Annotated in this window: 30 protein-coding genes; 21 read left to right on the forward strand and 9 right to left on the reverse strand. The window is 67.1% G+C overall.

What is annotated here, in order from left to right; genetic code table 11:
• Positions 1 to 86: 86 nt before the first annotated feature.
• The 4 genes from WC729_RS05660 to WC729_RS05675 all read right to left on the reverse strand — a co-directional run bounded on the left by WC729_RS05660 (position 87) and on the right by WC729_RS05675 (position 1,868).
• The gene (locus WC729_RS05660) at positions 87 to 461 is read right to left on the reverse strand and encodes an excalibur calcium-binding domain-containing protein (protein WP_372850402.1); all 375 of its coding nucleotides are present in this window, start codon (positions 459 to 461) and stop codon (positions 87 to 89) included.
• A gap of 153 nt (positions 462 to 614) precedes the next feature.
• Positions 615 to 1,073 (reverse strand): hypothetical protein, encoded by a 459-nt coding sequence (locus WC729_RS05665; RefSeq protein ID WP_372850404.1) that lies wholly within the window; start codon positions 1,071 to 1,073, stop codon positions 615 to 617.
• 72 nt (positions 1,074 to 1,145) lie between these two features.
• Complete coding sequence (locus tag WC729_RS05670) at positions 1,146 to 1,334, reverse strand: hypothetical protein (protein WP_372850406.1); 189 nt, start codon at positions 1,332 to 1,334, stop codon at positions 1,146 to 1,148.
• 126 nt (positions 1,335 to 1,460) lie between these two features.
• A complete protein-coding gene (locus WC729_RS05675; protein ID WP_372850408.1) occupies positions 1,461 to 1,868 on the reverse strand; it encodes a BLUF domain-containing protein in 408 nt (135 codons plus the stop codon).
• Positions 1,869 to 2,095: 227 nt separating this feature from the next.
• On the opposite strand from WC729_RS05675, the gene WC729_RS05680 reads away from it, so the two are divergent.
• Complete coding sequence (locus tag WC729_RS05680; protein WP_372850410.1) at positions 2,096 to 3,286, forward strand: alpha/beta hydrolase; 1,191 nt, start codon at positions 2,096 to 2,098, stop codon at positions 3,284 to 3,286.
• 17 nt (positions 3,287 to 3,303) lie between these two features.
• Complete coding sequence (locus WC729_RS05685) at positions 3,304 to 3,771, forward strand: hypothetical protein (protein WP_372850412.1); 468 nt, start codon at positions 3,304 to 3,306, stop codon at positions 3,769 to 3,771.
• A 100-nt stretch (positions 3,772 to 3,871) separates the two neighbouring features.
• Here the strand turns inward: WC729_RS05685 and WC729_RS05690 are convergent, their stop codons facing one another.
• Complete coding sequence (locus WC729_RS05690; RefSeq protein WP_372850414.1) at positions 3,872 to 4,084, reverse strand: hypothetical protein; 213 nt, start codon at positions 4,082 to 4,084, stop codon at positions 3,872 to 3,874.
• Between the two features lie 121 nt (positions 4,085 to 4,205).
• On the opposite strand from WC729_RS05690, the gene WC729_RS05695 reads away from it, so the two are divergent.
• Positions 4,206 to 4,661, forward strand: coding sequence for a hypothetical protein (locus WC729_RS05695; protein WP_372850416.1), 456 nt, complete (start codon positions 4,206 to 4,208; stop codon positions 4,659 to 4,661).
• Positions 4,662 to 5,053: 392 nt separating this feature from the next.
• Here WC729_RS05695 and WC729_RS05700 read toward each other — a convergent pair whose 3' ends face one another.
• Complete coding sequence (locus WC729_RS05700; RefSeq protein WP_372850418.1) at positions 5,054 to 6,523, reverse strand: ATP-binding protein; 1,470 nt, start codon at positions 6,521 to 6,523, stop codon at positions 5,054 to 5,056.
• Between the two features lie 270 nt (positions 6,524 to 6,793).
• On the opposite strand from WC729_RS05700, the gene WC729_RS05705 reads away from it, so the two are divergent.
• From WC729_RS05705 to WC729_RS05715, 3 genes are all read left to right on the forward strand, one after another.
• Positions 6,794 to 7,018, forward strand: a complete 225-nt coding sequence (locus WC729_RS05705; RefSeq protein WP_372850420.1) for a hypothetical protein — start codon at positions 6,794 to 6,796, stop codon at positions 7,016 to 7,018.
• 93 nt (positions 7,019 to 7,111) lie between these two features.
• Positions 7,112 to 7,480, forward strand: a complete 369-nt coding sequence (locus tag WC729_RS05710; protein WP_372850422.1) for a hypothetical protein — start codon at positions 7,112 to 7,114, stop codon at positions 7,478 to 7,480.
• A 37-nt stretch (positions 7,481 to 7,517) separates the two neighbouring features.
• A complete protein-coding gene (locus WC729_RS05715) occupies positions 7,518 to 8,393 on the forward strand; it encodes an OmpA family protein (RefSeq protein WP_372850424.1) in 876 nt (291 codons plus the stop codon).
• Between the two features lie 16 nt (positions 8,394 to 8,409).
• On the opposite strand, the gene WC729_RS05720 is transcribed toward WC729_RS05715, so the two are convergent.
• Both WC729_RS05720 and WC729_RS05725 read right to left on the reverse strand, forming a co-directional pair.
• On the reverse strand, positions 8,410 to 8,559 hold the full coding sequence (locus WC729_RS05720; RefSeq protein WP_372850426.1) for a hypothetical protein: 150 nt from the start codon (positions 8,557 to 8,559) through the stop codon (positions 8,410 to 8,412).
• Positions 8,560 to 8,601: 42 nt separating this feature from the next.
• Positions 8,602 to 9,528, reverse strand: a complete 927-nt coding sequence (locus tag WC729_RS05725; RefSeq protein WP_372850428.1) for an alpha/beta fold hydrolase — start codon at positions 9,526 to 9,528, stop codon at positions 8,602 to 8,604.
• A 146-nt stretch (positions 9,529 to 9,674) separates the two neighbouring features.
• On the opposite strand from WC729_RS05725, the gene WC729_RS05730 reads away from it, so the two are divergent.
• Together WC729_RS05730 and WC729_RS05735 are read left to right on the forward strand one after the other, a co-directional pair.
• Complete coding sequence (locus tag WC729_RS05730; RefSeq protein ID WP_372850430.1) at positions 9,675 to 10,061, forward strand: four-helix bundle copper-binding protein; 387 nt, start codon at positions 9,675 to 9,677, stop codon at positions 10,059 to 10,061.
• Positions 10,062 to 10,412: 351 nt separating this feature from the next.
• A complete protein-coding gene (locus WC729_RS05735) occupies positions 10,413 to 12,140 on the forward strand; it encodes a diguanylate cyclase (RefSeq protein ID WP_372850432.1) in 1,728 nt (575 codons plus the stop codon).
• Between the two features lie 54 nt (positions 12,141 to 12,194).
• On the opposite strand, the gene WC729_RS05740 is transcribed toward WC729_RS05735, so the two are convergent.
• Entirely contained in the window at positions 12,195 to 12,632 is a 438-nt protein-coding gene (locus tag WC729_RS05740; protein ID WP_372850434.1) for a hypothetical protein, read from the reverse strand.
• A gap of 260 nt (positions 12,633 to 12,892) precedes the next feature.
• On the opposite strand from WC729_RS05740, the gene WC729_RS05745 reads away from it, so the two are divergent.
• The 13 genes from WC729_RS05745 to WC729_RS05805 all read left to right on the forward strand — a co-directional run bounded on the left by WC729_RS05745 (position 12,893) and on the right by WC729_RS05805 (position 22,503).
• Positions 12,893 to 13,246: a reverse transcriptase-like protein gene (locus WC729_RS05745; protein ID WP_372850436.1), complete on the forward strand. Its 354-nt coding sequence runs from the start codon at positions 12,893 to 12,895 to the stop codon at positions 13,244 to 13,246.
• Positions 13,243 to 13,857 carry a glutathione S-transferase gene (locus WC729_RS05750; protein WP_372850438.1) on the forward strand — a complete coding sequence of 205 codons (615 nt, stop codon included), beginning with the start codon at positions 13,243 to 13,245 and terminating at the stop codon, positions 13,855 to 13,857. Before WC729_RS05745 ends, WC729_RS05750 begins: the two co-directional genes overlap by 4 nt.
• Before the next feature lie 41 nt (positions 13,858 to 13,898).
• On the forward strand, positions 13,899 to 15,473 hold the full coding sequence (locus WC729_RS05755; protein ID WP_372850440.1) for an alkaline phosphatase: 1,575 nt from the start codon (positions 13,899 to 13,901) through the stop codon (positions 15,471 to 15,473).
• A gap of 63 nt (positions 15,474 to 15,536) precedes the next feature.
• Entirely contained in the window at positions 15,537 to 16,124 is a 588-nt protein-coding gene (locus WC729_RS05760; protein WP_372850442.1) for a DUF922 domain-containing protein, read from the forward strand.
• Positions 16,125 to 16,183: 59 nt separating this feature from the next.
• Positions 16,184 to 16,375, forward strand: coding sequence for a hypothetical protein (locus WC729_RS05765; protein ID WP_372850444.1), 192 nt, complete (start codon positions 16,184 to 16,186; stop codon positions 16,373 to 16,375).
• Positions 16,375 to 18,057, forward strand: a complete 1,683-nt coding sequence (locus tag WC729_RS05770; protein ID WP_372850446.1) for a portal protein — start codon at positions 16,375 to 16,377, stop codon at positions 18,055 to 18,057. The genes WC729_RS05765 and WC729_RS05770 overlap by 1 nt, the downstream gene beginning before the upstream one ends.
• Positions 18,058 to 18,209: 152 nt before the next feature.
• Complete coding sequence (locus tag WC729_RS05775) at positions 18,210 to 18,530, forward strand: hypothetical protein (protein WP_372850448.1); 321 nt, start codon at positions 18,210 to 18,212, stop codon at positions 18,528 to 18,530.
• The gene (locus tag WC729_RS05780) at positions 18,520 to 19,140 is read left to right on the forward strand and encodes a hypothetical protein (RefSeq protein WP_372850450.1); all 621 of its coding nucleotides are present in this window, start codon (positions 18,520 to 18,522) and stop codon (positions 19,138 to 19,140) included. Before WC729_RS05775 ends, WC729_RS05780 begins: the two co-directional genes overlap by 11 nt.
• Before the next feature lie 3 nt (positions 19,141 to 19,143).
• Entirely contained in the window at positions 19,144 to 20,166 is a 1,023-nt protein-coding gene (locus WC729_RS05785; protein ID WP_372850452.1) for a major capsid protein, read from the forward strand.
• Positions 20,167 to 20,259: 93 nt separating this feature from the next.
• A complete protein-coding gene (locus WC729_RS05790; RefSeq protein ID WP_372850454.1) occupies positions 20,260 to 20,694 on the forward strand; it encodes a Bbp16 family capsid cement protein in 435 nt (144 codons plus the stop codon).
• A 17-nt stretch (positions 20,695 to 20,711) separates the two neighbouring features.
• Positions 20,712 to 20,879 (forward strand): hypothetical protein, encoded by a 168-nt coding sequence (locus WC729_RS05795; RefSeq protein WP_372850456.1) that lies wholly within the window; start codon positions 20,712 to 20,714, stop codon positions 20,877 to 20,879.
• A gap of 139 nt (positions 20,880 to 21,018) precedes the next feature.
• Entirely contained in the window at positions 21,019 to 21,933 is a 915-nt protein-coding gene (locus tag WC729_RS05800) for a sulfotransferase domain-containing protein (RefSeq protein ID WP_372850458.1), read from the forward strand.
• A 60-nt stretch (positions 21,934 to 21,993) separates the two neighbouring features.
• A complete protein-coding gene (locus WC729_RS05805; protein ID WP_372850460.1) occupies positions 21,994 to 22,503 on the forward strand; it encodes a hypothetical protein in 510 nt (169 codons plus the stop codon).
• Positions 22,504 to 22,572 lie beyond the last annotated feature (69 nt).

The raw sequence follows: 22,572 nt of genomic DNA on the forward strand, positions 1-22,572 counted from the left end.
GTCGGACAGGTCGTCTGGCCGCGGTTTTCAGACTTCCCGGGGGCAGCGGTGACGGAGTCCCGCCACTCCACATGCCTGAACCTCAATCACTGCCCTTGATAAGGCTCGCACGCCACACCGTCCGAGTCCCCATCCAGACCCTCGCGATATCCAGCCTCTCCGGCGTAGATGGGCGCTGTGCCCGCCGCGCGCGCATCGTCGCACGCGCGCCAGTGGTCACCGGTCTGGGGCGCCCTTGCGCGAACGATCCCCGCCGCCACGGCCGCGGGTTTGATCGTTGAAGAAATTCGAGCTTTGCCATTTTCGGTCAGCGCCACGCTTCCGATGCCAATAGCGATCCCGGTCATGGCGGCGGCCGAGAGATAGTTCAAAGCGCGTTTGCGGGCGCGCAGCGCGTCTTTGCGCCGCTGGTAGGGGCCAAGCTTAACCGGCGTCGCGCGAAAGGGTTTGCGAAAGCCCATGCTGACGAATGTAGTCCGAAAGCGTAAATGCTAGGTTGAACCTCCATGGTCGCTCGATCGCGGGTTGATCGGCCTGGACGATTTCCTGCAATGCCACCCCAACCATTGTTTCAGGATTTGAGCGTTAGGCTCTTAGACTGAGCAGGAGCCGCTTCAGCGTGCTTGCGACGACGAAGGCCGGAATTCGGATGTCGGGGGCCAGCCGAAATTATCCTCGAAATCCGCCTCCAGGATATCGGCAAGAATCCATTCGAAATTGGTGGCGGAGTAGCTCGACAGATCCGCGCGCGCGGCGGCGTGTGCCTGGTCCTTGCCGTCCCCCACGACCTGGACCATCCACGCGCCGGGGCGCGGCCTGAGGTAGAAGGAAACGGGCGATCCGGCAGCGTCCCGGCGGGACACGACCGCCATGGAGGCCCGATCGTCGCAGGCGTAGACGAACCAGTCATTGCCGCCGAGCCTCATGGCCATCGGCCCGATCTCGCATTTGAGTGGTGTCGGCGGCGCGGCAGCCTGCTGCGCACTGGCGCCGGACGCGGCGAGCGCCGATACGCCCGGCAGGATAGCGCACGCCAGCACGCCGCCCATCAATCGAACACGCCCCAGGATCATGGCGCTGACCTTATCGACTTCCCGGACGGTCGCAATGACGGCGGAGCATCAGCGACCGGCCGGCGCGGCATCTCAACCCGACAGATAGACGACGAGCACGATCAGCCCGATCGGCAGCGCGATGATGGCCAGCACCATGAGCGTCGCGGCAAGCCGGCCATAGCGCTTGCGCACCGGGTCCACGGCCGCGTCGACCAGGTGGACGCCGAGCTCCAGCGCGCCCTCCACGACGACACCGATGGCTTCCCCCAGCACGGACATGGGCCGGGAGAGTAGAAGGCCGGCCGATCCTGTCGAGCCCTTTTGTCCGCCGCGTCGCGCCCTCGCCCAGATCTGAGTGTCGGGCGCCTCAGGCGGCTGCCAGTTCGCGCACGCGCAGCCTGCCGGTCAGGCCGCGGCGTGCATCTCTGCAAAGCCGCTGAAATATGCCCGCAAGGTCGCGTCCTCGATGGGCGCGATCACTGCGCCGATGGCGGCCGGCACCGATACGGTGTCGCCGGCGGCGCCGCCGATCTGATAGCCCATCGACCATTCGGGAAAGGCGCGCTTCTCGATCGGGCCGCGGGCCAGTTCGACCACGGCGAAATGTGCGGGGTCGCGCCTGATGCGGTCGAAGGTTTCGAACACGGCCTCGGCCGGCCCCTCCAGCGTCTGCAGGAAACGCTTTCCGCCGACGATGAGCAGTCCTGTGATCCCGGCCGCGGCATTGTTCCGGCGCGAGACGCGCAGGATAGCGTCGAGGCTGGCCCGATCCGGGGTCGTTCGGGCAGTGCTGATATAAAGCAGGCGGTGCATTCGAGCCTCCGATGGGTTGGCTTGCTTTAGCACATGCTTGAGAACGAAAGATTAAACCGCGCGTTAACATAAGTCAGGTCGAGCCATTGGATCGGGCCGCCTTTCCGCTGACGCCGCACCGGCGCCATCGCGCCGGATCGGCGCCGTCTTTTCCCCGTAAACGCTTCACCGCCGCCGCAAGCAATGCCACAGGAGGCGCGGATGACGTGCGCGGCGGGAACGACAAGATGATGAAGCGACTTCTGGCCCTGGTTACCGCCCTCGCCGCCCTGCCACTGGCCGGCTGCATCACCGTGCCGCCCGCTTATGGCCCGGTCGCGGGCGATTGCGCGAAGCAGACGGCCGATCCCGCCACCGCGCAGGGCCCGATCTATTTCGTCGTCACCGGCATGCCCGATTGCCTGGCGGATCAGCCGCTCTCCATGTCGGTCGGGCGGGGCACCTTCCGCCCCTATGGCGCGCCCGCGCCCGTGCCGATCCGCTATGGCTTTGCCACGCCCGGCACACCGAAGCTGCCGACGCTCAAGCTGTCGGGCGATGCGGCATGGCATGATCGGTTGCGGCGCGATCTGCAGGCGCCGCCCAGGGACAAGGCGGGCCGGATCCTGCTCTACGTCCATGGCTATAACAACAGCGTGGCGGAGGCACTGTCGCAGGCCGACCAGATCGCCATGGCCGCGCGCTTCGACGGGCCGGTGGTGGCGTTCATCTGGCCGTCCCAGCATGCGCTGGCGAAATATACCTGGGATGAGGAGAATGCAGCCTGGACCCAGGCCTATTTCGATTCAGTGCTGGCCGATCTGGCGGCGCAGTCGCCCGAGCTGGTGCTGGTGGCGCACAGCATGGGCAACCGCATCGCGATCGATGGCTTGCGGCATCTCCAGTCGCTGTCGCAGAAACCCGGTGCGCCCGATCTGGCGGCGCGGGTGAAGATCGTGGTGCTCGCCGCGCCCGATATCGACCGGGAGCTGTTCGACCGCGATCTCGCGCCCGATATGGTGCGGCCGGGGCGGCGCATCGTGCTGTTCGCCTCGGGGCGGGATCTGCCGCTGCGCAGCAGCTGGGCGGTGCACGGCAATCCGCGCGTGGGCGATGTCGGCTGCACTTTTCGCCTGCGCCGCCGCAAGGGGCCGCTCATCGCCGAGCCGCGCTGCTACCCCGATCCGCGCGGGGGGCCCGGCGCGCTGACCGTGATCGACGGGTCGGACATTCCGGGCAAGCCGCTGGGCCACAGCACGCATATCGAGACGCCGGAGGGCCGCGCGGTGCTGCGCCGGCTGCTCGCGCCCGGTGCCGCACCGTTGCCCGCGGAGAAGGGCGTGATGACCCTGCGCATCGACAGCCCGCCCGATTGCGCGAGCGGGCCAAGCCGGCTGGGGCTGGAGTATGTCGTGGCGCGGTGTGCGGTGAAGAAATGACAACCCGGCGCTACGCGATGCTTGTCGCAGCCACGCTCCTCGGATCCTGTCATGCAGGCGGGCCGACAACCGAAGAGAAAATCGCGGCGCTTCAGCGCGAGTCGGATGCGGCATGCATGTGCGAAGTGCGCACCCATGGAGCGGCACGTGCGGAATGCTGGCGTGCATTCGATGCCAAGATCAGCAAGCTGACCGATCAGGCGGGCTCGATGAATGCGCTCTGGCCGACGTCACCAACTTTCCAGTGCATCGACGACAAGGGGGCATGCATCGAGCAATGGTATTCAGTCGACATCGCCAGGTCTCCCCGCATGCGCGTGTGCAGTGCCGCCGACGCCAAGGCGATCGATGAGGCCTATGAACGCGTGCAGAAGGCGACTGGCGATGTCTTAGCCGCGGAAGCAGCGGGCCTCGCCGTCGCGCGGCAGGCACCGACGCTGATCATCGACGAGGCTGCGCCCAAGAAAGTGAAGTCCGCCCAATAGCGGTAAGGCCGGAGACTCGGATGGCCGTTGAGCTTCGCTCGCCTTCGGCCTGACAAGCTCAGGGCGAACGGTGGTGGATCAATCAGGCCCGATCAGGCCCCTAGCACTTGGTGAACTGACCCTTTTTCGGCCCCGACGCGATATGGCATTTGCCCTTGGCGTCCTTCGTCACGCCGCCGGTGGTGATGAGACGGGCCGGCGTGGTCGGGCATTTCACGAACTTGCCCTTGGCGTCCTTGCACGGCGCGGCGAGCGCGGGGGCGCTGGAGAGCAGGGCGAGCGAAGCGATGGCGAACAGTGACGTGCGGATCATGACATTCCTCCTGCCGATCTGGTCGGCTGCGGAGGAGGCTAGGCGCGGGGCGGCGCCGGGGCGGTGACGGCCGCATGACAAAGCCTTCATGACAAGGTCGACCGTCCTGGGATACGCAGACATGATGGAGCGCTTGTCTCACCTCTCCCCGCTCGGCCGGCTTCGCGCGCGACCTGCGATCTGGGGGCTCGCGAGTATTGCGGTCGCCTGGGCTGGCTTCCTTGCGGGCATGGGGCGGCATCCGGTGCTCTTTGCCCTGGCGGGGGCGATGATTCTGCTCGCCACGGTGTTCATCGCTCAGTGGATGTTCGGGCCGGGCACGCGCTCTGTCCGGGCGCTGGGTCTCGGCGGCAACCGCGAGGCCGTGCGTTACGCCATGTCGCTGCAGGGCGTCGATCCGGCATCATGGGTCGTCGCGCTTCTGTCGCTGATCTCGGCCGCGGCTCTTTGGGAAAAGGAGACGGCGGAAGCGCCGCTCGCCGCTTTCGCGCTGGCCGCCGCGACCTTCTACGCCGTTATCGCCGCCATGCGGCTCAATCGGGAGTGGCCGGTCGACAGGATCGTGCAAAGCGACTGAGCCGGCAGAGCTTGTTCCGCAGAACATAAGTGCCCTTATAGGCATAAGGATCGTCGAAGGCGTCATAGCCTCCGAGAGTCATCGGCGGGATTTGACCCCGGCATAAGCACGAACGATTTCCGCACGTTGCTCTTCGGGCGAAAGATTCCGGCGTCGCATCGTTGCGAGCCGGTGCCGGCTGTCCGCAGTCAGCACGATGCCCTCCACTGCGCTGATGGCAGCAAACGCCCTTTCCCCAAGCACGCGCGCATCGGCTGGGATCGGGAGCTTTCGCGAGGTCGTCGACATCCTTCTGGCATTAGCATGCAGCGCGGGATGGCGGCGAGGAAAAGATCGGCACGGTCGGCCGAAATGGCGATGACTCGTGGCCGCTCGCTGTCGCACGACAGGCGCTACCCCACCTCCGCCGCAGCGGTGGTCCAGCCCAACCCCGGGATGGTGATCGATCGTTTGCCCGACAGGTCGACGCGGGTCACGAAGATGTTGCGGCCCTCGATATAGCTCATCACCCGCCGCGCACGGCCGAGCGAGCTGGTGCCATAGGTGCGCGCGACATCCTCGTCGCTCGGGCAGGGTTCGCCCTCGCGCGCGGCGCGGGCGACGAGCAGGAAGGCGCCGAGCATGTCGTCGGGCAGGTCGGTCGCCTGCTCCAGCGCCTGCTGCCATTCCCCGTCGAGCCGGTCGAAAATGCCCGCGCGGGCCGCGGCGAGGCGGCGGGCGAAGGCGGACGGATCGAGCGGGGAGCGCTTCACCCCCGCCATGCGGCAGCGGACCTGGAAATCCTGGAACAGCACCGCGGCGCTGCGCAAGGTCGCCTCGGGATCGTCCATGATCGCGCGGAGCACCTGGACGGTGACCTCCTCCAGCTCCTCGGGCGTTTGCTCCGGTGCGCTGTCATGCTCGCGCGGCGGGGTGGCGGCGAGATCCTGCAGCAGCTGCGCGGCCGGCGGTGTGCGGGGCGCGGGCGAGACGCCCGGCGGGAGCATCGGGAACAGGGTGCTGGGCGGCTCCTCGATGCCTTCGCGCAGGAAGGTCATCATGTCCTCGGACGGGGCCTGGGGCAGCGGGGTGAGCACCGGGCTGGAGCTGCGCGCGCTGGTTTCCACGGGGCCGATCTTCACCATCACCGGGCGGCGCGAAATGGCGGGGCCGAGGCCGAGGAAGGTGCCGCGCGAGAGGTCGCGGATCGATTCGGCTTGGCGGCGCTCCATGCCAAGCAGGTCGGCGGCGCGCGCCATGTCGATGTCGAGGAACGTGCGACCCATCAGGAAATTGCTCGCCTCGGCCGCGACATTCTTGCTGAGCTTGGCGAGCCGCTGCGTCGCGATGATGCCGGCCAGGCCGCGCTTGCGCCCGCGCGACATCAGGTTCGCCATCGCGGAGAGCGAGGCGCGGCGGACTTCCTCGCTCACCTCGGCGCCGGCGGCGGGGGCGAAGATCTGCGCTTCGTCGACCACGACGAGCGCTGGGTACCAATGTTCGCGCGGGGCATCGAACAGGCCGTTCAGGAAAGCCGCGGCGCAGCGCATCTGGCCCTCCATCTCGAGCCCCTCCAGGCTGAGCACGACCGAGGTGCGATGCTCGCGGCAGCGCGCGGCGAAGCGGGTGATCTCGCCCACCGCATAATCCACTGCCTCGATCGCGACATGGCCGTACGGCGCGAGCGTGACGAAATCGCCTTCGGGATCGATCACGATCTGCTGCACCTGGCCGGCGCTGCGCTCCATCAGGCGGCGGAGCAGATAGGATTTGCCCGATCCGGAATTGCCCTGGACGAGCAGGCGCGTGGCGAGCAGCTCCTCCAGATCGACAAAGACCGATTTGCCCGTGCCGTCCGTCCCCATATCTACCTGAAACGTCATGTGCTGCCCTTGGCGGATCGGGGTGCGGAAGGGCAAGTGCTTAGCGGTGGAATGCGCCCTGTCCCGACTTGGGAACGGCTCGTCCGCGATCAGGGAATCTACGTATGCGCGGTACAACCATTATGGCGGTAACAGCACCGGGCCGACCGATTTGGAGTGCACTTCTTTTCCGGTGGTGGGGCTTGGGCCGGGGGTAGGACCGCACCCCCGGCCCTCCTCTTGACCTTCTCATATTGCACTGCACAATGGCCCCTCGAGTCTTTCGGGGGGATGCAGTCCATGGTCTATGCCCTGTTGCTCCTGGCCCAGATCGGCCTGGTCCTGCTCGTCATTGCGATCCGCCTGTTGCTGCTCCGCCGCGAGCGCCGCATCCGTGCCACCCGCCGGCTGCAGAAAAAATCCTATCAGCACGCCTGGGGCTGGGTGATGGGCCGCCGCCTCCACCGCCAGATCACGCATCAGCCCGGGGCCGATCCAACACCCGATTCCGACTAGCCGCCAGACTCGGCTCGCCCCGCAGGCGGAACAATCCACCCCCTTCGGCTATTATGGGGGTCGGAAGCGCGGGGGCGACAACGGAGTGTTGCCATGAACGCGAAGATCATCGGCGCGGCGTTTGCCGTGACGGCCCTGCTGTCGGCATCGCCGGCGCTGGCCAGCAAGCGCGATACCGCCCGCACCACGATGGCCGCCGCCGCAGCGAAAATCGGCATGAACGACAAGGTGCCGATGGACGGCCGCGCGGCCGACATCCAGGCACGGGCCAGCGCTGCGCTGGCCGAGGCGCGGCTGCAATGGAGCCTGAGCAAGGAAGACAAGACGATCGCCGCGGCGACCGAGGCAAGCGCGCTGGCCGATCTGGCCGCCGCTACTCAGCAGAAACAGGCCGCGCAGGACGAGGCGCATGCGCAGGAGACTGCGCTGGCCCCGCTGCCGCCCGCGCCCGTGCCGCAATAAGGGCCCCGCGCCCCACCCCAGGATTCAGGAGAGAATGATGCGTACCCTTATGATGACGCTGATGGCCGGTGCCGCGATGGCCGTGGCCACCCCGGCTTTTGCCGACAAGACCGACCAGATCGTGGTCGACCAATACCGCGCCAAGATCGAGGCGGCGCGCGCCGATCCGCTGATCGCGCGGTACGGCGCGGCCCAGCTCGACGAAGCGACCTCAGTGCTGCCGACGCTGGCCGAGGACCTCGACAAGGACAAGGCGGAGCGGGCCAGGGCTTCGATCGTGCGGATCGATTCGCTGATCGCCGCCGCGCGCGCCAATGCGCAGACCGCGATCGCCAAGGACCGCGCGGCCAATGCCGCCGTCGCCAACCAGGAGCGGCTCGCCGACAGCCAGGCACAGGCCGAGCAGGCGCGCGCCGACGCGGCGCGGTCGCAACAGGATGCGGCGGTCGCCCAGGCCGATGCCGCCAAGGCGCAGGCCGATGCCGAGGCGGCCCGCAAGCAGCTGGCCGATCTGCAGCTCAAGCAGACCGCGCTCGGCGCGACCCTGGTGTTGCAGGATGTGGTGTTCGAAACGGGCAAGGCGGATCTGAAGGCCGGCGCCGAGGCACGGCTGCGCCCGCTCGCGCAATATCTGCAGACCAACAAGGACGTGAAAATCCGCATCGACGGGCATACCGACGCGCAAGGATCGGACGCGTCGAACCAGCAGCTATCCCAGGCGCGCGCGGCCGCCGTGCGCACCGCGCTGAGCGGCATGGGCGTGGACGGCGCACGGATCGAGGCGGTCGGGCATGGCGAGAGCCAGCCGGTGGCCGACAACAAGACCGCCTCGGGCCGTCAGCAGAATCGTCGTGTCGAGATCACGCTGGTGGGTCAGCAGCTCGGCCAGGCGGTCGCCGCGACGCCGCAATAACCGGCAAGGGGGTCGCTCAGTGCGAGAAGATCGACGAGCGGCCCTCGGACCCGGCGCTGTGGAAGAAACGGAGGATGGCGCCAGTGGCCATGGCGGTGTTGTTGCCATGCGCGAACGCAAGGTCACCCAGAATCAGCATGAGGATGGCGGCCAGTACGAACTTCATGGGGCCTCAAATTATGCCCGATAGATTAACGAATCCTCCCCTTCAGACCACGCCGACGCGCCCGCGGATCCACAGCGCGACGGCTTCTGACGCCGTGACGAGGATCATGTGGCCGCCGTCGATCAGGGTCAGTTCGACCCGGGGCACGTCGGCGGCGATCCGGCTGCCATGGATATCGGGATCGAGGATCGCATCGTCCCGTCCGAACAGGATCGCGACCGGCACCGACAGATCGCCATAGCGTGCGGCGAGCGCCGCCATGTCGGCGCGCGCGGCGGCGAGATCGGTCGAGGCAGCGTGGAAGGCGCCCGGGCGGAGCACGAGCTGGCCGCCGCCCAAGGTGGCGAAATCCGTCGGCACCGCTTCCGGCGCGAACACTGCCACCGCACCCTTGCGACCGGACAACAGGCCGACCGGCGTCGCCAGGGTCCAGGCGACCGCGCGGCGCACCGCGGGCGAGCCGATCGCAATGCCGCGGAACGCCGCCGGCACGCTATCCTGCGGCTGCGTCAGCGGGGCGATCAGCGCGAGGCCGCCGACCTTGTCGGGATGGTCGAGCGCGAGGGCGAGCGCGACCGCACCGCCGAGCGAGTGGCCGACCACCAGCGGGGCATCGAGCTCCAGCGTTTCGATCAGCCCGGCGATCAGCGTCGCCTGTGCCGCGATGGCAGCCGAGGGCGCGGCGGCGGAATAGCCCGAGCCGGGGCGATCGATGAGGATCACGCGGTGATCCGCGACGAGCCGGTCGGCCAGCGCATAGCCGAAATTGCGCATCTGCCCGGCAAGGCCATGGATCATCACGATGGCGGGGCCGTGGCCGCGATCGACATAGTGCAGGCGGACGCCGTCGATGGTGACGAACTGGCCGTCGGGCGGCACGTCGCGCTCGATGCGGCGCGCGGCGGCGCGCGAGAACAGCGCGAGCCCGCCCGCGACCACCGCCGCGCCTGCCGCGATGGCCGCGATCACTGACGCACTACGCTGAGACATTGGCCGATCGTCATGACGACTCTCCTGGCGCTTCACAGGCCATCCTTTCACAGCCGCCCCGCCCTGTCACGCGCAACGGCAACCGCCGTCCGGCGTTAAGGCGTGCACCCCTCCAGGAGATAGATATGTCGATTCACCGGATGATCCAGCTCCACCCGCAAGTCGGCGACGATTTCAACGAGGACCTGGCGACCGCAGCGCGGCACGCGATGTTCTGCGCGCTGATGTGCACCTCCTGCGCCGATGCTTGTTCGGCCGAGGAGATGGACATGCGGCAATGCATCCGCACCTGTTCCGACTGCGCCGATATCTGCGGCGCGACGGCGCGGGTCGCAGTGCGCCGTACCGGGCGGGATGTCGGCATGCTCAGGGCGCAGCTCGAAGCGTGCATCACGGCCTGCGACCTGTGCGCCGAGGAATGCGCCAGGCATGATCACGAGCATTGCCGGCTGTGCGCCGAGATGTGCCGGGAATGCGCGGCGGATTGCCGCAAGGCGCTGGTGGGGGATTGACCTCCACTCTCTCCGTTCGCCCGAACGGGGAGGGTCGGCGTCTCACTCATGGTCTTGATCGTCCGAACGCTCACCCCATATGCAAGTCACTGTTCAACAACGGAAAGGAGGTGGTCTGATGTCTCATTGTCACAAGCCGGTCACGGCGGATCCTGTGAGCATGGCCTCCAGCGCGGGGGCTTTGCGCGCCTGATTCCCAGCCGTGATGGCTGACAATGGAAAGGCCGTCCCGAAAGGGGCGGCCTTTTTTATCGTCCGGCACCCGTCCGGGCCACGCAGGTAAGACTTTTCACACCGGATCGGTGCATAGCCTAAACCATGACGGGGATTGGGGAATCATACCGGGCCGCGGTGGCCCGATTGCTGCTTGCCCTGACAGCTGTCGGTATCGCGTGCTGGTCGATTCCGGCCAGTGCCAAGGGACTCCAAATCAACGTGTCGCTATGCCACGCGGTCACGGGCCTGCCACAGGCCGACAATGCACTCCCGTCGCGCTTTTCCTGCAGCGGCACCCCCAACGGTTATCAGCAGGCCAGCCTGTGGCTGCGCGCCGACGTCACGCGCCTGCCGGTCGATCGCAACGATCTGGTGCTGATGGTCCATCACTCGCGCTTCGACCGGTTGGCCGTGCTGTTCTCCTATGCCGACGGCACGCGGCAATGGCAGCAGGTGCGCAGCGGCCATTACGGATCGCATTGGCGCGCGGGCGGGCAGATCGCCTTCGAAGCGCCGGTCCGGAATGCCCCGCTCGTCGCGGTGACGCTGCGGTTCGACAAGTTCGCCAGCCACAATCTGCTCCGCGCCCGCCTGCTGCCGCGCGGCGAGAGCGGCCTGCAATCGGCGGCGCTGGGTGCAGTGATCGGCGCGGCGCTGACGCTGTTGCTGATCGGCCTGGTCTATAATCTGTCGCTCGCCGTCGCGGTGCGCCGCCAGTTCCTTGCCTGGCACGGCGCATGGGCCGGGTGCATGCTGTTCTGGGGGCTGATCTGGTCGGAGATGCATCTGATCGCCGTGCCCGGCATGGCCGGAACGGTCTCGGCGCAGACCTGCACCTTCCTTGCCTGCCTGGCGGTGACGCTGGCGACGGCGAGCGTCGTCACCTCGCTCGACCGCGCGGCCCTGCCGCGTTGGGCGGGCCGGGCGATGCTTGTCCTGGGCGGAGCGGTCGGGGTGCTCGGCGTGCCGCTCGCCCTGATCCGCAGCGCGGCGATCGATACGCTCGGCGGCATCGCGGGCATCCTGATCCTGGCCGATCTGGTGCTGGTCGCCGTCTGCCTCACCTGGGCATGGCGCCGGGGCAGCGCCGCGGCGCGCGACTTCGCCGGGGCCTGGGCGCTGCCGATGGCGACGCTCGCCTTTATCCAGTTCGTCGATGTCGAGGGCGCCTTCTGGGGCGGCGGATCGAAGATCATCGTGCTGCTCGCGGCCGCCTGGCAGACCTTGTGGCTGTCGATCGCCGCGAGCCGGCGCTTCGCCCATTTCCGCATCGAGCGCGACCATGCCCGTGCCGCCGAAGCCCAGGCGAACGAACTGGCGCGGCGCGACCCGCTGACCGGGCTGCGCAACCGGCGCGGCTTCGTCGAGACGATCGAGCCGCTGCTCGAGCATGTCCGGTCCGAGAAGATGCCGGCCGGCCTGCTGCTGATCGATATCGACCGGTTCAAGTCGATCAACGATGCCCATGGGCATGAAGCGGGCGACATGGTGCTGCGCTGCATCGCCCGCCGCCTGGAGCGCTGGGAAGGCCCGATGTGCGCGGTCGCCCGGCTGGGCGGCGAGGAATTCGGGCTGATGATCGCGGGGCTCGAGGGGTTCGCGCTCGCCCGCTTTGCCGACAGCGTGCGGCTGGAGATCGCGGCATGCGACCATGGCGAGGCGATCGGCGAGGGCATCGTGACCGCCAGCATTGGTGTCGCGGAAACGCAGGCACCGAGCGATTTCCAGCAGCTTTTCCGGCTGGCCGACCAGGGGCTTTATGCCGCCAAGCAGCAGGGCCGCGACCGGGTGGTGGTGCGGAAGTTCGCCGTGGTGCCGACCGATGCGCCCGAGCCGCCGGCGGCGTTGCGGGCGCCTTATTAGGGCGTAGACTGCTGACAGCGGCCGTGGTCGCGCCGAAACATTCCCAGAGACGGTCTAGCCTCGACTGTAACAAACACCGGATAGGCGAATTTCCTCGCCCCGAACCTGGCATCGGGTAACTTCGTCGAGCCAGTATTCGATTGGGAACGAACCGTCCCAAGACGACTTTCCAATAAACTCGTGCAAGAGATAGCCTCCCAAGACGTCGAGCAGTATTTCAGGGTCGCCGGATAGCTGATCAAGATTTGGGTATCCGGCCATAGCCAAACGATCTTGCGGTCCTCCTACCTTTTCATCGTCCTCCTTGAGCCCCCTCACGCATGCGTTGTATTCGAGCGTCAGGAAATCAACCATTGCGGCCGTCCTAACCGTCATAATGAAATCATGAGATTTCATGCCACCCCGCGCTGAGCTTAGGCTCATCTCCGGTACCGCGAAGACGCCCAACTCCACGTTGGCACCATCCACATTCAACGACTCGATCGGATTCATGGTGGTAAGGGCTAAACCTGAGTTCATCCCGTCGCAATCTCCGCAACCGGTCGGCAGCAGGCGTCCCGAGCAGTTGGATCCGAAGCGACAGCTACGATACCTTCGCCTCCCCCGTTCGCCCTGAGCTTGTCGAAGGGCTGCTCTTCTTTTTCGCGGAAGAAAGAGCAGGGCTTCGACAACCCCGGATCAAGTCCGGGGCCGAACGGAGGTGGTGGATCAACGCAGTTCAAATGCTCTAGGTCCCCTGCATGCCATCGCGCGTGAAAATCTTCTTCGACGGCGGATGCCGGCCAGCGGGCATGGAGACCGCGGTGGTGATCGGCGGCGTGGCGCATATCGAGCGCGATCTCGGGCCGGGGACGGGCATGGAGGCGGAGTGGCTTGCGCTGATCCACGCGGCGGACCTCGCGCAGGAGCTGGGCTTGATCGATCCGCAGTTCCTCGGCGATTCCCTCTCGGTGGTAAATCAGGCCAATGGCGATGCGAGATGCCATGGCGCGCATGCGCTGCATCTCGAGGCGTTTCGTGCCCTCGCCCCGGCAGCGCCGCGCATCCGGCATATCAAGCGGTCGCAGAATCTGGCCGGGATCGCACTCGCCCGGCTGCACGCATGATCCTCTACAGCTTTCGCCGATGCCCTTATGCGATGCGGGCGCGCATGGCGTTGCTGGTGAGCGGTGTGTCGTTCGAGATCCGCGAGATCGTGCTGCGCGACAAGCCGGCGGAGATGATCGCTGCGTCGCCCAAGGCGACGGTGCCGGTGCTTGTCCTGGCCGACGGGCAGGTGATCGACGAGAGCATCGATATCATGCGCTGGGCACTTGGGCGGAACGACCCGGAGGACTGGCTGGCCGGGGACGATGCTGCGCTGATTGCTACCTTCGACGACCAGTTCAAGCATCATCTCGACCGCTACAAATATGCCGACCGGCACGGCGCGGACCCGATCGAGCATCGCCTCGCCGGACTCGCGATGCTGAGCGAGCTGGAGGCACGGCTGGCTCCCGACGGAAACCTCCGCCGCGAGGCACGGTCGCTTGCCGATATCGCGATCTTCCCGTTCGTGCGGCAATTCGCCTCTGTCGACCGGCCATGGTTCGACGCGCAGGCGATACCGCAGGTACAGCGCTGGCTGGCGCAGCACATCGCCTCGCCGCTGTTCGAGCGAGCGATGATACGACTGAAACCCTGGGCGCCCGGCGACGCTCCGGTCATCTGGCCATGAACTGTCACAGCGTCGCAACATGGGGGTCCGATAGGCCGGGCATGATCAGGAACGACATCACCCTCACCCGCCGCACGGTTCTTGCCGCCGCGGGCGGATCGGCCGCGCTCCTATCGGTCGGTGCGCGCGGGGCGCAGCGCCTGCCGCAGGGGCTGTTCACGCTCGGCATCGCCTCAGGCGACCCCGCTGCCGATGGGGTGGTGCTCTGGACCCGGCTGGCACCGACGCCGATGGCGGGCGATGGCGGGATGCCGCCGGTCGCGGTGCCGGTCCGCTGGGAAGTCGCCGAGGACGAAGCCTTCGCACGCGTCGTACGGTCGGGCACGGCCCGCGCCGAGCCGCTCTGGGGCCATGCGGTGCATGTCGACGTGACCGGCCTGCGGCCCGCATCGCGCTATTTCTACCGCTTCATCGCGGGGGGCGAGAAGAGCCCGGTCGGTCGCACGCGTACCGCGCCCGCACCCGGCGCGGCGGTGGAGCGGCTGCGCGTCTGCTTCAGCTCCTGCCAGAAATACGAAGCCGGTTTCTACGCCGCCTATCGCCATATGGTCGCCGAGGACCCCGACCTGATCCTGTTCCTGGGCGACTATATCTATGAGGGCGATCCCGGTTCGAAGAACGCCGTGCGGCTTCACCGCAATCCCGAGCCGGTCGACCTGGCCGGCTACCGGGTGCGCTATGCCACCTACAAGCTCGATCCGTTGCTTCAGGCGGCGCACCAGGCCGCGCCCTGGGTGCTGACCTGGGACGATCATGAAGTCTCCAACGATTACGGCAATGCCCGCGACGCGAACAACAGCGATCCGGCCAAAATGCTGCTTCGCCGCGCCGCCGCCTATCAGGCCTATTACGAGCACCAGCCGCTGCGCGCCGCCACCCGCCCGCACGGGGCGGACATGCAGCTCTACCGGACGCTCGACTGGGGCAGGCTCGCCCAGTTCCAGATCCTCGACGACCGGCAATATCGCGGCCTGCCCGCCTGCCAGCCGCCCGGCCTGGCCGAGGCGCATCAGAAATATCAGAGCATGATCGACGCGTGCCCCGACCTGGGCGATCCCCGCCGATCCATGCTGGGTGCGCGGCAGGAACGCTGGCTGGACGAGCGGCTGGGGTCGACCCGGGCGCAATGGAATGTCCTCGCCCAGCAGACGCTGATGCATCAGCAATGGCGGATCGACGAGGACCATCCCGAGCGCGGGAAGCAATATTCAGCCGATACCTGGTCGGGCTTTCCCGCGGCGCGCGACCGGATCTTCAGGCGCTGGGTCGACGCCGGCACCAGCAATCCGCTGGCGCTGGGCGGCGACATCCATGCCTTTGCCGCCGGCGCGATCAGCGATCCGGCCAAGCCCGACGGCCCGCCGATCGCGGCCGAATTCGTCGGCGGATCGATCACCTCGCTGCTGCACGACCCGAGCCTGAAGGAACTTGCCGGCGCCAATGGCCTGGCCTTCACCGAGAGCGAAGTCCGCGGCTATGGCCGGGTCGAGCTGACCCCGGCCGGGGGCGAGGTCACCTTCCGCGGCCTTGCCAATGCCCTGAAAGAGGATTCGACGATCGCCGACATCGCCCACTTCGCGATCGAGCCCGGCAAGCCCGGTTTCACGGCCGGATAAAGCGGTAAGCCGCCCGACATTTACCGATCCTTGGCCTTTGCGGGTCACAGGGGAAGCCACCCCATGCTGCGCTCAATTCCTTTGCTTCTCGCCCTGAGCGCCTGCAACCAGACCCCTGCCGACGATCCACTCGCCGGCAATGCCGCCGCGGTGGATCCGTTCGCGGGCGCCCCCAATGTCGTTTTCGATTATTATCCGGTAACCGGCCGCGACGTGCGGTCGATCCGCGCCTCGATCGCTGAGCGGCGCCCGACGGACGACCGGGGCAAGCGCTTCGCCGCCGTCACCAACTGGCATATCTCCTGGCATTGGGACGGCGACGGCCAGGGCGGGTGCCGGCTCGCGACGACCCGGACGGATTTCTCGGCCTCGGTAAGGATGCCGCGTCTCGAGCCGGATCAGGTGCCGGCAGCGGTGGTGGCTGACTGGCGCCGCTATGATGCGGCCTTGGCCAGGCACGAGGCGGGGCATGTCCGAATCGCCTACCAGCATCTGGGCGACGTGGAGGCGGCCATTCGCAACGCGACCTGCGCCACCGCCGACAGCGCCGGGCACGCCGCGCTGGATCGCATCAGGCAGGCGAATCGCGACTATGATAGCGAGACGCGCCACGGCGAACTGCAAGGGGCCGTTTTTCCCTCGGCGGATTGATCGAGCCCGCATCGGGGCGTCGATTCAAACCTTGCCCCGCCTGCCCTATTCCACAGTGCATGTGCACGCCAAAGCCCCCCAAGCCGCAAGTCCTTCCCGAGCGCCAGGCGCTCAAGCTGCCCGATGGCGGCGCCACCGCGCCGCGCGTCGAGGATGACGTCCGCCGACGACGCGCGATGATGGCGTCGATCTTTCAAGGTGTCCTCGGCCAGGGATACGGGCCGGCGACCACGACGGTGTTGGGCGGATGATGGCGGCCCCCTCGCACCCCCGCACCTCCCTCAAGGAGCGCTGCAGCCGGCGCCTCGCCGCGCTGAAGGCGGCGCGCCAGCCCTATGAAGCCGAATGGGCAGAGATCGCGAGATACGCGCAACCCTCCCGCTCGCGCTTTCTCGCTTCCGAGAACAACCGCAATTTCCGGCGGGCCAATTCCTTCATCGCCAACGGGCATCCGATCCTGAGTTTTCGCACCCTGACCGGCGGCATGACGAGCGGGCTTTCCTCACCGTCTCGCCCCTGGTTCCGGTTGGCGCCGTTCGACACCGACCTTGCCGGTGACGGCGCGGTGAAAACCTGGCTGAGCGAGGTCGAGCAGCGGATGTACGCCTTCCTCGCCGGCACCAACTTCTACGGTGCGGTGAAGGCCGGTTATGCAGAGATGGGACTGTTCGGCACCGATGCCTGCGTGATGGTCGAGCATGACCGCGAGGGCGCGGTGTGCCATTCGCTGACCGCGGGCGAGTACTGGACCGCGCTGAGCGACGCGCTGGTACCGGATACGCTATACCGCCGCTGCTCCATGTCGGTGCATCAGCTCGTCCAGTCCTTCGGGCTTGAGAATGCCAGCGACTTCGTGCGCAATTCGCACGCCAATGGCCGGTATGACGAGCAGATCCCGGTGATCCACGCGATCGAGCCGAACGACGACCGGGTGCCGGGCGTGATGACCGCACGCGGCAAACCCTGGCGGTCAGTCTATTGGGACGAAAATGACGGGCGCGCCGACCGGCTGCTGCGCGTTTCCGGCTATGAGGAGCAGCCCTTCTGGGCGCCGCGCTGGGACACGACCGGCGGCGACACCTATGGCACCTCGCCCGGTTTCGATGCCCTGCCCGACATGCGCGAGCTGCAGCTGCAGACCAGGCGCAAGACCATGGCGACCGAGTTCCTGATCAGCCCCGAGAAGATCGTGCCGGCGACAGTGAAGCTGACGGGCAAGGCCGGTAATGTGGTGTCCGCCAGCGCGGTCGATGCGGCGGGGGTGATCGTGCCGTACACGATCACCCCGGCGGCGATCGGCGCGATCATGGAGGATGTCGGGCGCTGCGCCGAGGCGGTCGACCGGCTGACCTATGCCGACCTGTTCATGGCGATCACCAACATGGACGGCATCCAGCCGCGCAATGTCGAGGAGATCGCCAGCCGCAACGAAGAGAAGCTGACTCAGCTCGGCCCGGTGATCGAGCGCGTCAACAACGAGAAGCTCGAGGTGGCGATCGACCGGGCGTTCGGGATCATGTCCCGCAAGGGGTTGCTGCCGCCGGCGCCCGAGCAGCTGCAGGGGCAGCCGGTAAAGGTCGATTTCGTGTCGATCCTGGCGCAGATGCAGCGGATGGTCGGGCTCGGGCAGATCGAACGGACGGTGGGGTTCGTCGGCAATCTTGCGGGGCAATTTCCGGAAGCCGCCGATCGCCTCGATATCGATGCGATCGTCGACGATTATGCCGACCGCGCCGGGGCGCCGCCGAAGATCATCCGGTCGATCGACGATGCCGGCAAGCGGCGTGAGGGACGCGCGCAGGAAGCGCAGATGGCCAAGGTGGCGGCGATGGCCGGGCCGGCCAAGGACGGCGCGGCGGCGATGCAGATGCTCGGGCAGATGGCGGGCGCGCAGGGCGGGCCGGCTGGGCCTGGGCCTGGCCCCGGGCAGTAGCGCCGTTCTTCCCTTCTCCCATCGGGAGAAGGTGGCGCGATAGCGCCGGATGAGGGTGATGATAGCACATCGCTCGCCGTTCACCCTCACCCTCCCAAGCTTCGCTTGGGCCCCTCCCTCTCCCGCTGGGAGAGGGAAAAGAAGGCAGCCCCATGATCGAGAAAACCGACAAGCTTGTTCTGCTCGAAAGCGCGCCGTTTCGGCGCTTCCTGCTGTCGCTGGTGCAGAGCGCAGGCGTGTTCGAGACGACCGCCAATGTCGCCGATGGGCGCCACCTTTATCTCGAGGGCCGGCGCAGCCTCGCGCTCGAGCTTTTGCGCGATCTGGACCTCGCGCAGCCAGTGGCCCTGCCGGACGGAATCCCCGCGGCGACCTTGATTCAAACTCTTCACGAACTGGCGCATTCCGGGCGCAAGGAGAATGTCCTTGAACGACGAAACATCTATGCAGAACTCGAAGACGATGACGCCTGAGGCGGACGAAGGCTTCGACGATTTCGAACCCTCGGCCCTGGGCGACGATGTCGCCGACGGCGCGGAGGATCTTCCGGAAGACGATGCGGGCGAGGCGCCCGGAACCGATGCCGGGATCCCCGATCACTACCAACTCACCGCGCCCGAGGGCCTGACCCTCGACCCCGTGGCGATCGAACTGGCGACGCCGGTATTCCGCGAGCTCGGCCTGTCCAACGAACAGGCCAACAAGCTGATGCCGGTCGCGGGGCAGTTCGCCCAGGGGCTGCTCGACCGGCACCAGCGCCAGTTCCTCGGCCAGGTCCAGGCCGAGCGGAAAGCGTGGCTCGACAGCGCGCGGAACGACCCGGAGATCGGCGGCCAGCAATGGGCGACGACCATCGGCACCGCGGCCAAGGCGCTCGACGCGCTCGGCTTCGGCAAGGGCAGCGCGTTCCGCACGCTGCTCGACGAGAGCGGCCTCGGCAACCACCCCGAAATGATCCGCGCCTTCCAGCGGGTCGGCAAGGCCATCGGCGAGGACGGCTTCGAACGCTCGTCGGGCATCCATCATTCGAAGCGAGACAGGGCGGAGACGCTCTACCCCGAAGACACACCGAAAGGACGATAAGACATGGCGACCATCGGCAATTCATTCCTCAACCTGATCGATCTCTACAAGGGCGCCGGCGGCGCCGACGGCCAGCTCGGCGAAGTGGTGGAGGTGCTGCGGCAGCTCAACCCGATCATGGAGGACGCAGTGACCGCGCCCTGCAACATGGGCACCGTCCACCGCCACACCATCCGCACCGGCCTGCCCGATGTGACCTGGGGGCGGCTCTACCAGGGCATCCCGCAGTCCAAGTCGACCACGCAGCAGGTCGACGACACGACCGGCTTCGTCGAGGGTCTGTCGACCGTCGACACGCGGTTGCTCGAAATCTCCGACAACCCCGGCGGCGTGCGCCTTTCCGAAGGCCGCGCCTATCTCGAGGCGATGGCGCAGGAGGTGTCGCGCGGCTTCTTCTACCACAACACCACGACCACGCCGGAGCGGTTCAAGGGCCTGGCCGCGCGCTATTCGGCGCTCGGCGGCAGCGGCGCGGGCGGCCAGATCATCAATGGCGGCGGTGTCGGTTCCGACAATAGCTCGATCTGGTTCGTCACCTGGGGTGACGATTACACGACCCTCATTCACCCCAAGGGTACCAAGGCCGGCGTGACGCGCGAGGACAAGGGCGAGCAGCGCACCAGCGACGGCAACGGCAATATCTATTATGTGAAGGAGGAGCTGTTCCGCCAGCATGTCGGCGTGGCGGTGCGCGACTGGCGTTATAATGCGCGCATCGCCAACATCGACGTGTCGAACGTGTTTGCCGGATCGGTCGACCTCTACGCCCTCATGCGCCAGGCCTGTTACAAGCTGCAGGGCCGGCGCGCGGCGAAGATGCCGGCGAACGTCGCGGCGCAGGGCCGCACCGTCATCTACATGAACCGCGACATGCTGCAGGCGCTCGATGCGACCGGCACCAACGCCTCGAACGGCGCGCTGATGCTCAAGCCGATGGAGCTGCAGGGCGAGGAAGTGCTGTCGTACCGCGGCATGCCGATCCGCGAGACCGATGCGCTGATCAATGCGGAGAGCGTGGTTTCCTAACCTCGCCCAACGCCCACCAATTTCTGCCCTCCAGCTGGACCCCGGCCTTCGCCGGGGAACGCCAAGGGGTCGAAAGCAAATCAGGAAACAGACATGATCTTCGACGCAACCACCCTGTTCTCGAACGCCCAGGCGGTGACCGCCACGGCAGCCTCGACCAATATCATCGACCTCGGCGCGACCGGCACCGTATTCGGCGGCGCCGCCGCCCTCATCCGCGATGTCGGCAAGGGCCGCGAGGTCGCGATCCGCGCGAGTGTGGTCGAGAGCTTCAACAACCTGACCTCGCTGACCATCGGCATCGAGACCGACGACAATGTCGGTTTCGCCTCGGCCAAGACGGTGTGGACCTCGCCCGCCTACACGCTGGCACAGCTCGCGGTCGGCGCGACCTTGCTGCTCCCCGACGAACTGCCGGTCGGCACCGACGAGCGGTACCTGCGGCTCAAATACACCGTCGCCGGCACCGCGCCGACGCTGGGCAAGATCACTGCCGGCGTGACCGCCGGCAACCAGACCAACCCGTGACCGCGAAAGGATACGCCATGAAGCAACCCAGGACCTACACGGCGCCGCACGACGTCTATACCGGCGGCGTGCTCTACCGGACCGGCCAGCCCTTCACCACCGACGAGGCGCGCGGCGCCAAATGGGAACCGGTCGGCCCGGCGGAGAAAGCGGCGATCGCCGCCGTGCGGGAAGCCGCCCGGTAAACCCGTCGCGGGAACGGCAAAGCGCCGTTCCCGCGACGATTTACGCGCTGGTCGCTTGGTCGATTCTTGAGCGCAACGACATTGGCCCGACCCGGTATTTGCCGCACCCGGACGCGACTTTTTCGCAGCCGGAGCACCCATGGCCACGCAACTCGCCCCGCGCGCACCCATGAAGACGCGCGAATTCCACAACCACCATTTCGATTCGACGATCTGGAACGATTTCGCCTTTCGCGGCGACGACATCGTCATCGCGACCTATGGCAAGTCCGGCACGACCTGGATGCAGCAGATCGTCGGCCAGCTGATCTTCGGCGGCGACCCGGACGTCAGCGTCTGCGACCTGTCGCCCTGGATGGACCTGCGCGTGCCGCCCAAGGCGGAGAAGCTGCAGGCAGTCGCGGCGCAGCAGCATCGGCGCTTCCTGAAGACGCACCTGCCGGTCGATGCGCTCGTGTTCAGCGGCCAGGCCAAATATCTCTATGTCGCGCGCGACGGCCGCGACGTGATCTGGAGCATGCACAACCACCACGCCAACGCCAATGCGGCGTGGTTCGCAGCCCTCAACGACACGCCCGGCCGGGTCGGCCCGCCGATCATGAGCGCCGACCCCGATATGCACCATTATTTCCGCAACTGGCTGGAGCGCGACGGCGATCCCTTCTGGCCGTTCTGGGAGAATGTGCGGAGCTGGTGGGCGATCAAGGACCAGCCCAATGTCATGCTCGTCCATTTCGAGGACCTGAAGCGCGACCTGGCGGGCGAGATGCGGCGCATTGCCGACTTCCTCGACATCAAGGTCGACCGCGACCGCTTTCCGTCGATGCTCGAGCATTGCTCCTTCCCCTGGATGAAGGCGAACGCGACCAAGGCAGCGCCGCTGGGCGGCGTGTTCTGGGATGGCGGCGCCGAGACCTTCATCAACAAGGGCACCAATGGGCGCTGGCGGGACACGCTGAGCCTGCGCGACGTCACCGATTACGAGACGCGCAGCGTGGCCGAGCTCGGCCCGATCTGCGCACGCTGGCTGGCCGGGGGCGTGCGCGCGGTCTGACGACGAATTCCGGGCGACGAATTCCGGGGCCCGACGAAGCGGCCGGCGCGTTGACCGATCATGACCAACCGTACCGCGCCTGCCTTTGTCGCCCTGTTCCTGCTCGCCGGCTGCGGCGGTGCGGAGAGCAAGGATGTACCGCCCGCCAATGCCGCCGGTTTCGTGCCGCCGCGCGACGTCGCCGCGACGCCGATGCCCGGGCAGACGCCCGACACGCCCGCCACCGCCTATGTCGGGAAATTCCCCAACGATCCGGTCGGCGGCGTGCTGTTCTTCGACCGCACCGACGTGTCGAGGGCGTTGCTCGAAGCCGTGCACGATAACGCGACCCGCGCGCATTTCCGCGAATCCAGGGGCCCGGAAAAGCCGATCTATGCCCGCGCCGGCAAGGTCGCCGCGGCGGGCTGCGACGCGCGGGATTGCAGCGGACTGAACTGGGCTTTCCTGTTCGACCCGGCGACGAAGACCGGCGAGGCCTGTTACCACGACACCACGACGATGCAGGATTCCAGCCGCTGGTTCGCGAACGGCGCGGCGATGATGCGCGGCGGGATGTGCCCGATCGCCTGAGGCTGGGACGGCCACTGGAAAAGTTGCCAGAAACGGTTCAGAAACCTCCTCGGGGCACGGCGGATAACG

The organism is Sphingomonas sp. (genome assembly GCF_041661825.1).
GTDB lineage: Bacteria > Pseudomonadota > Alphaproteobacteria > Sphingomonadales > Sphingomonadaceae > Sphingomonas.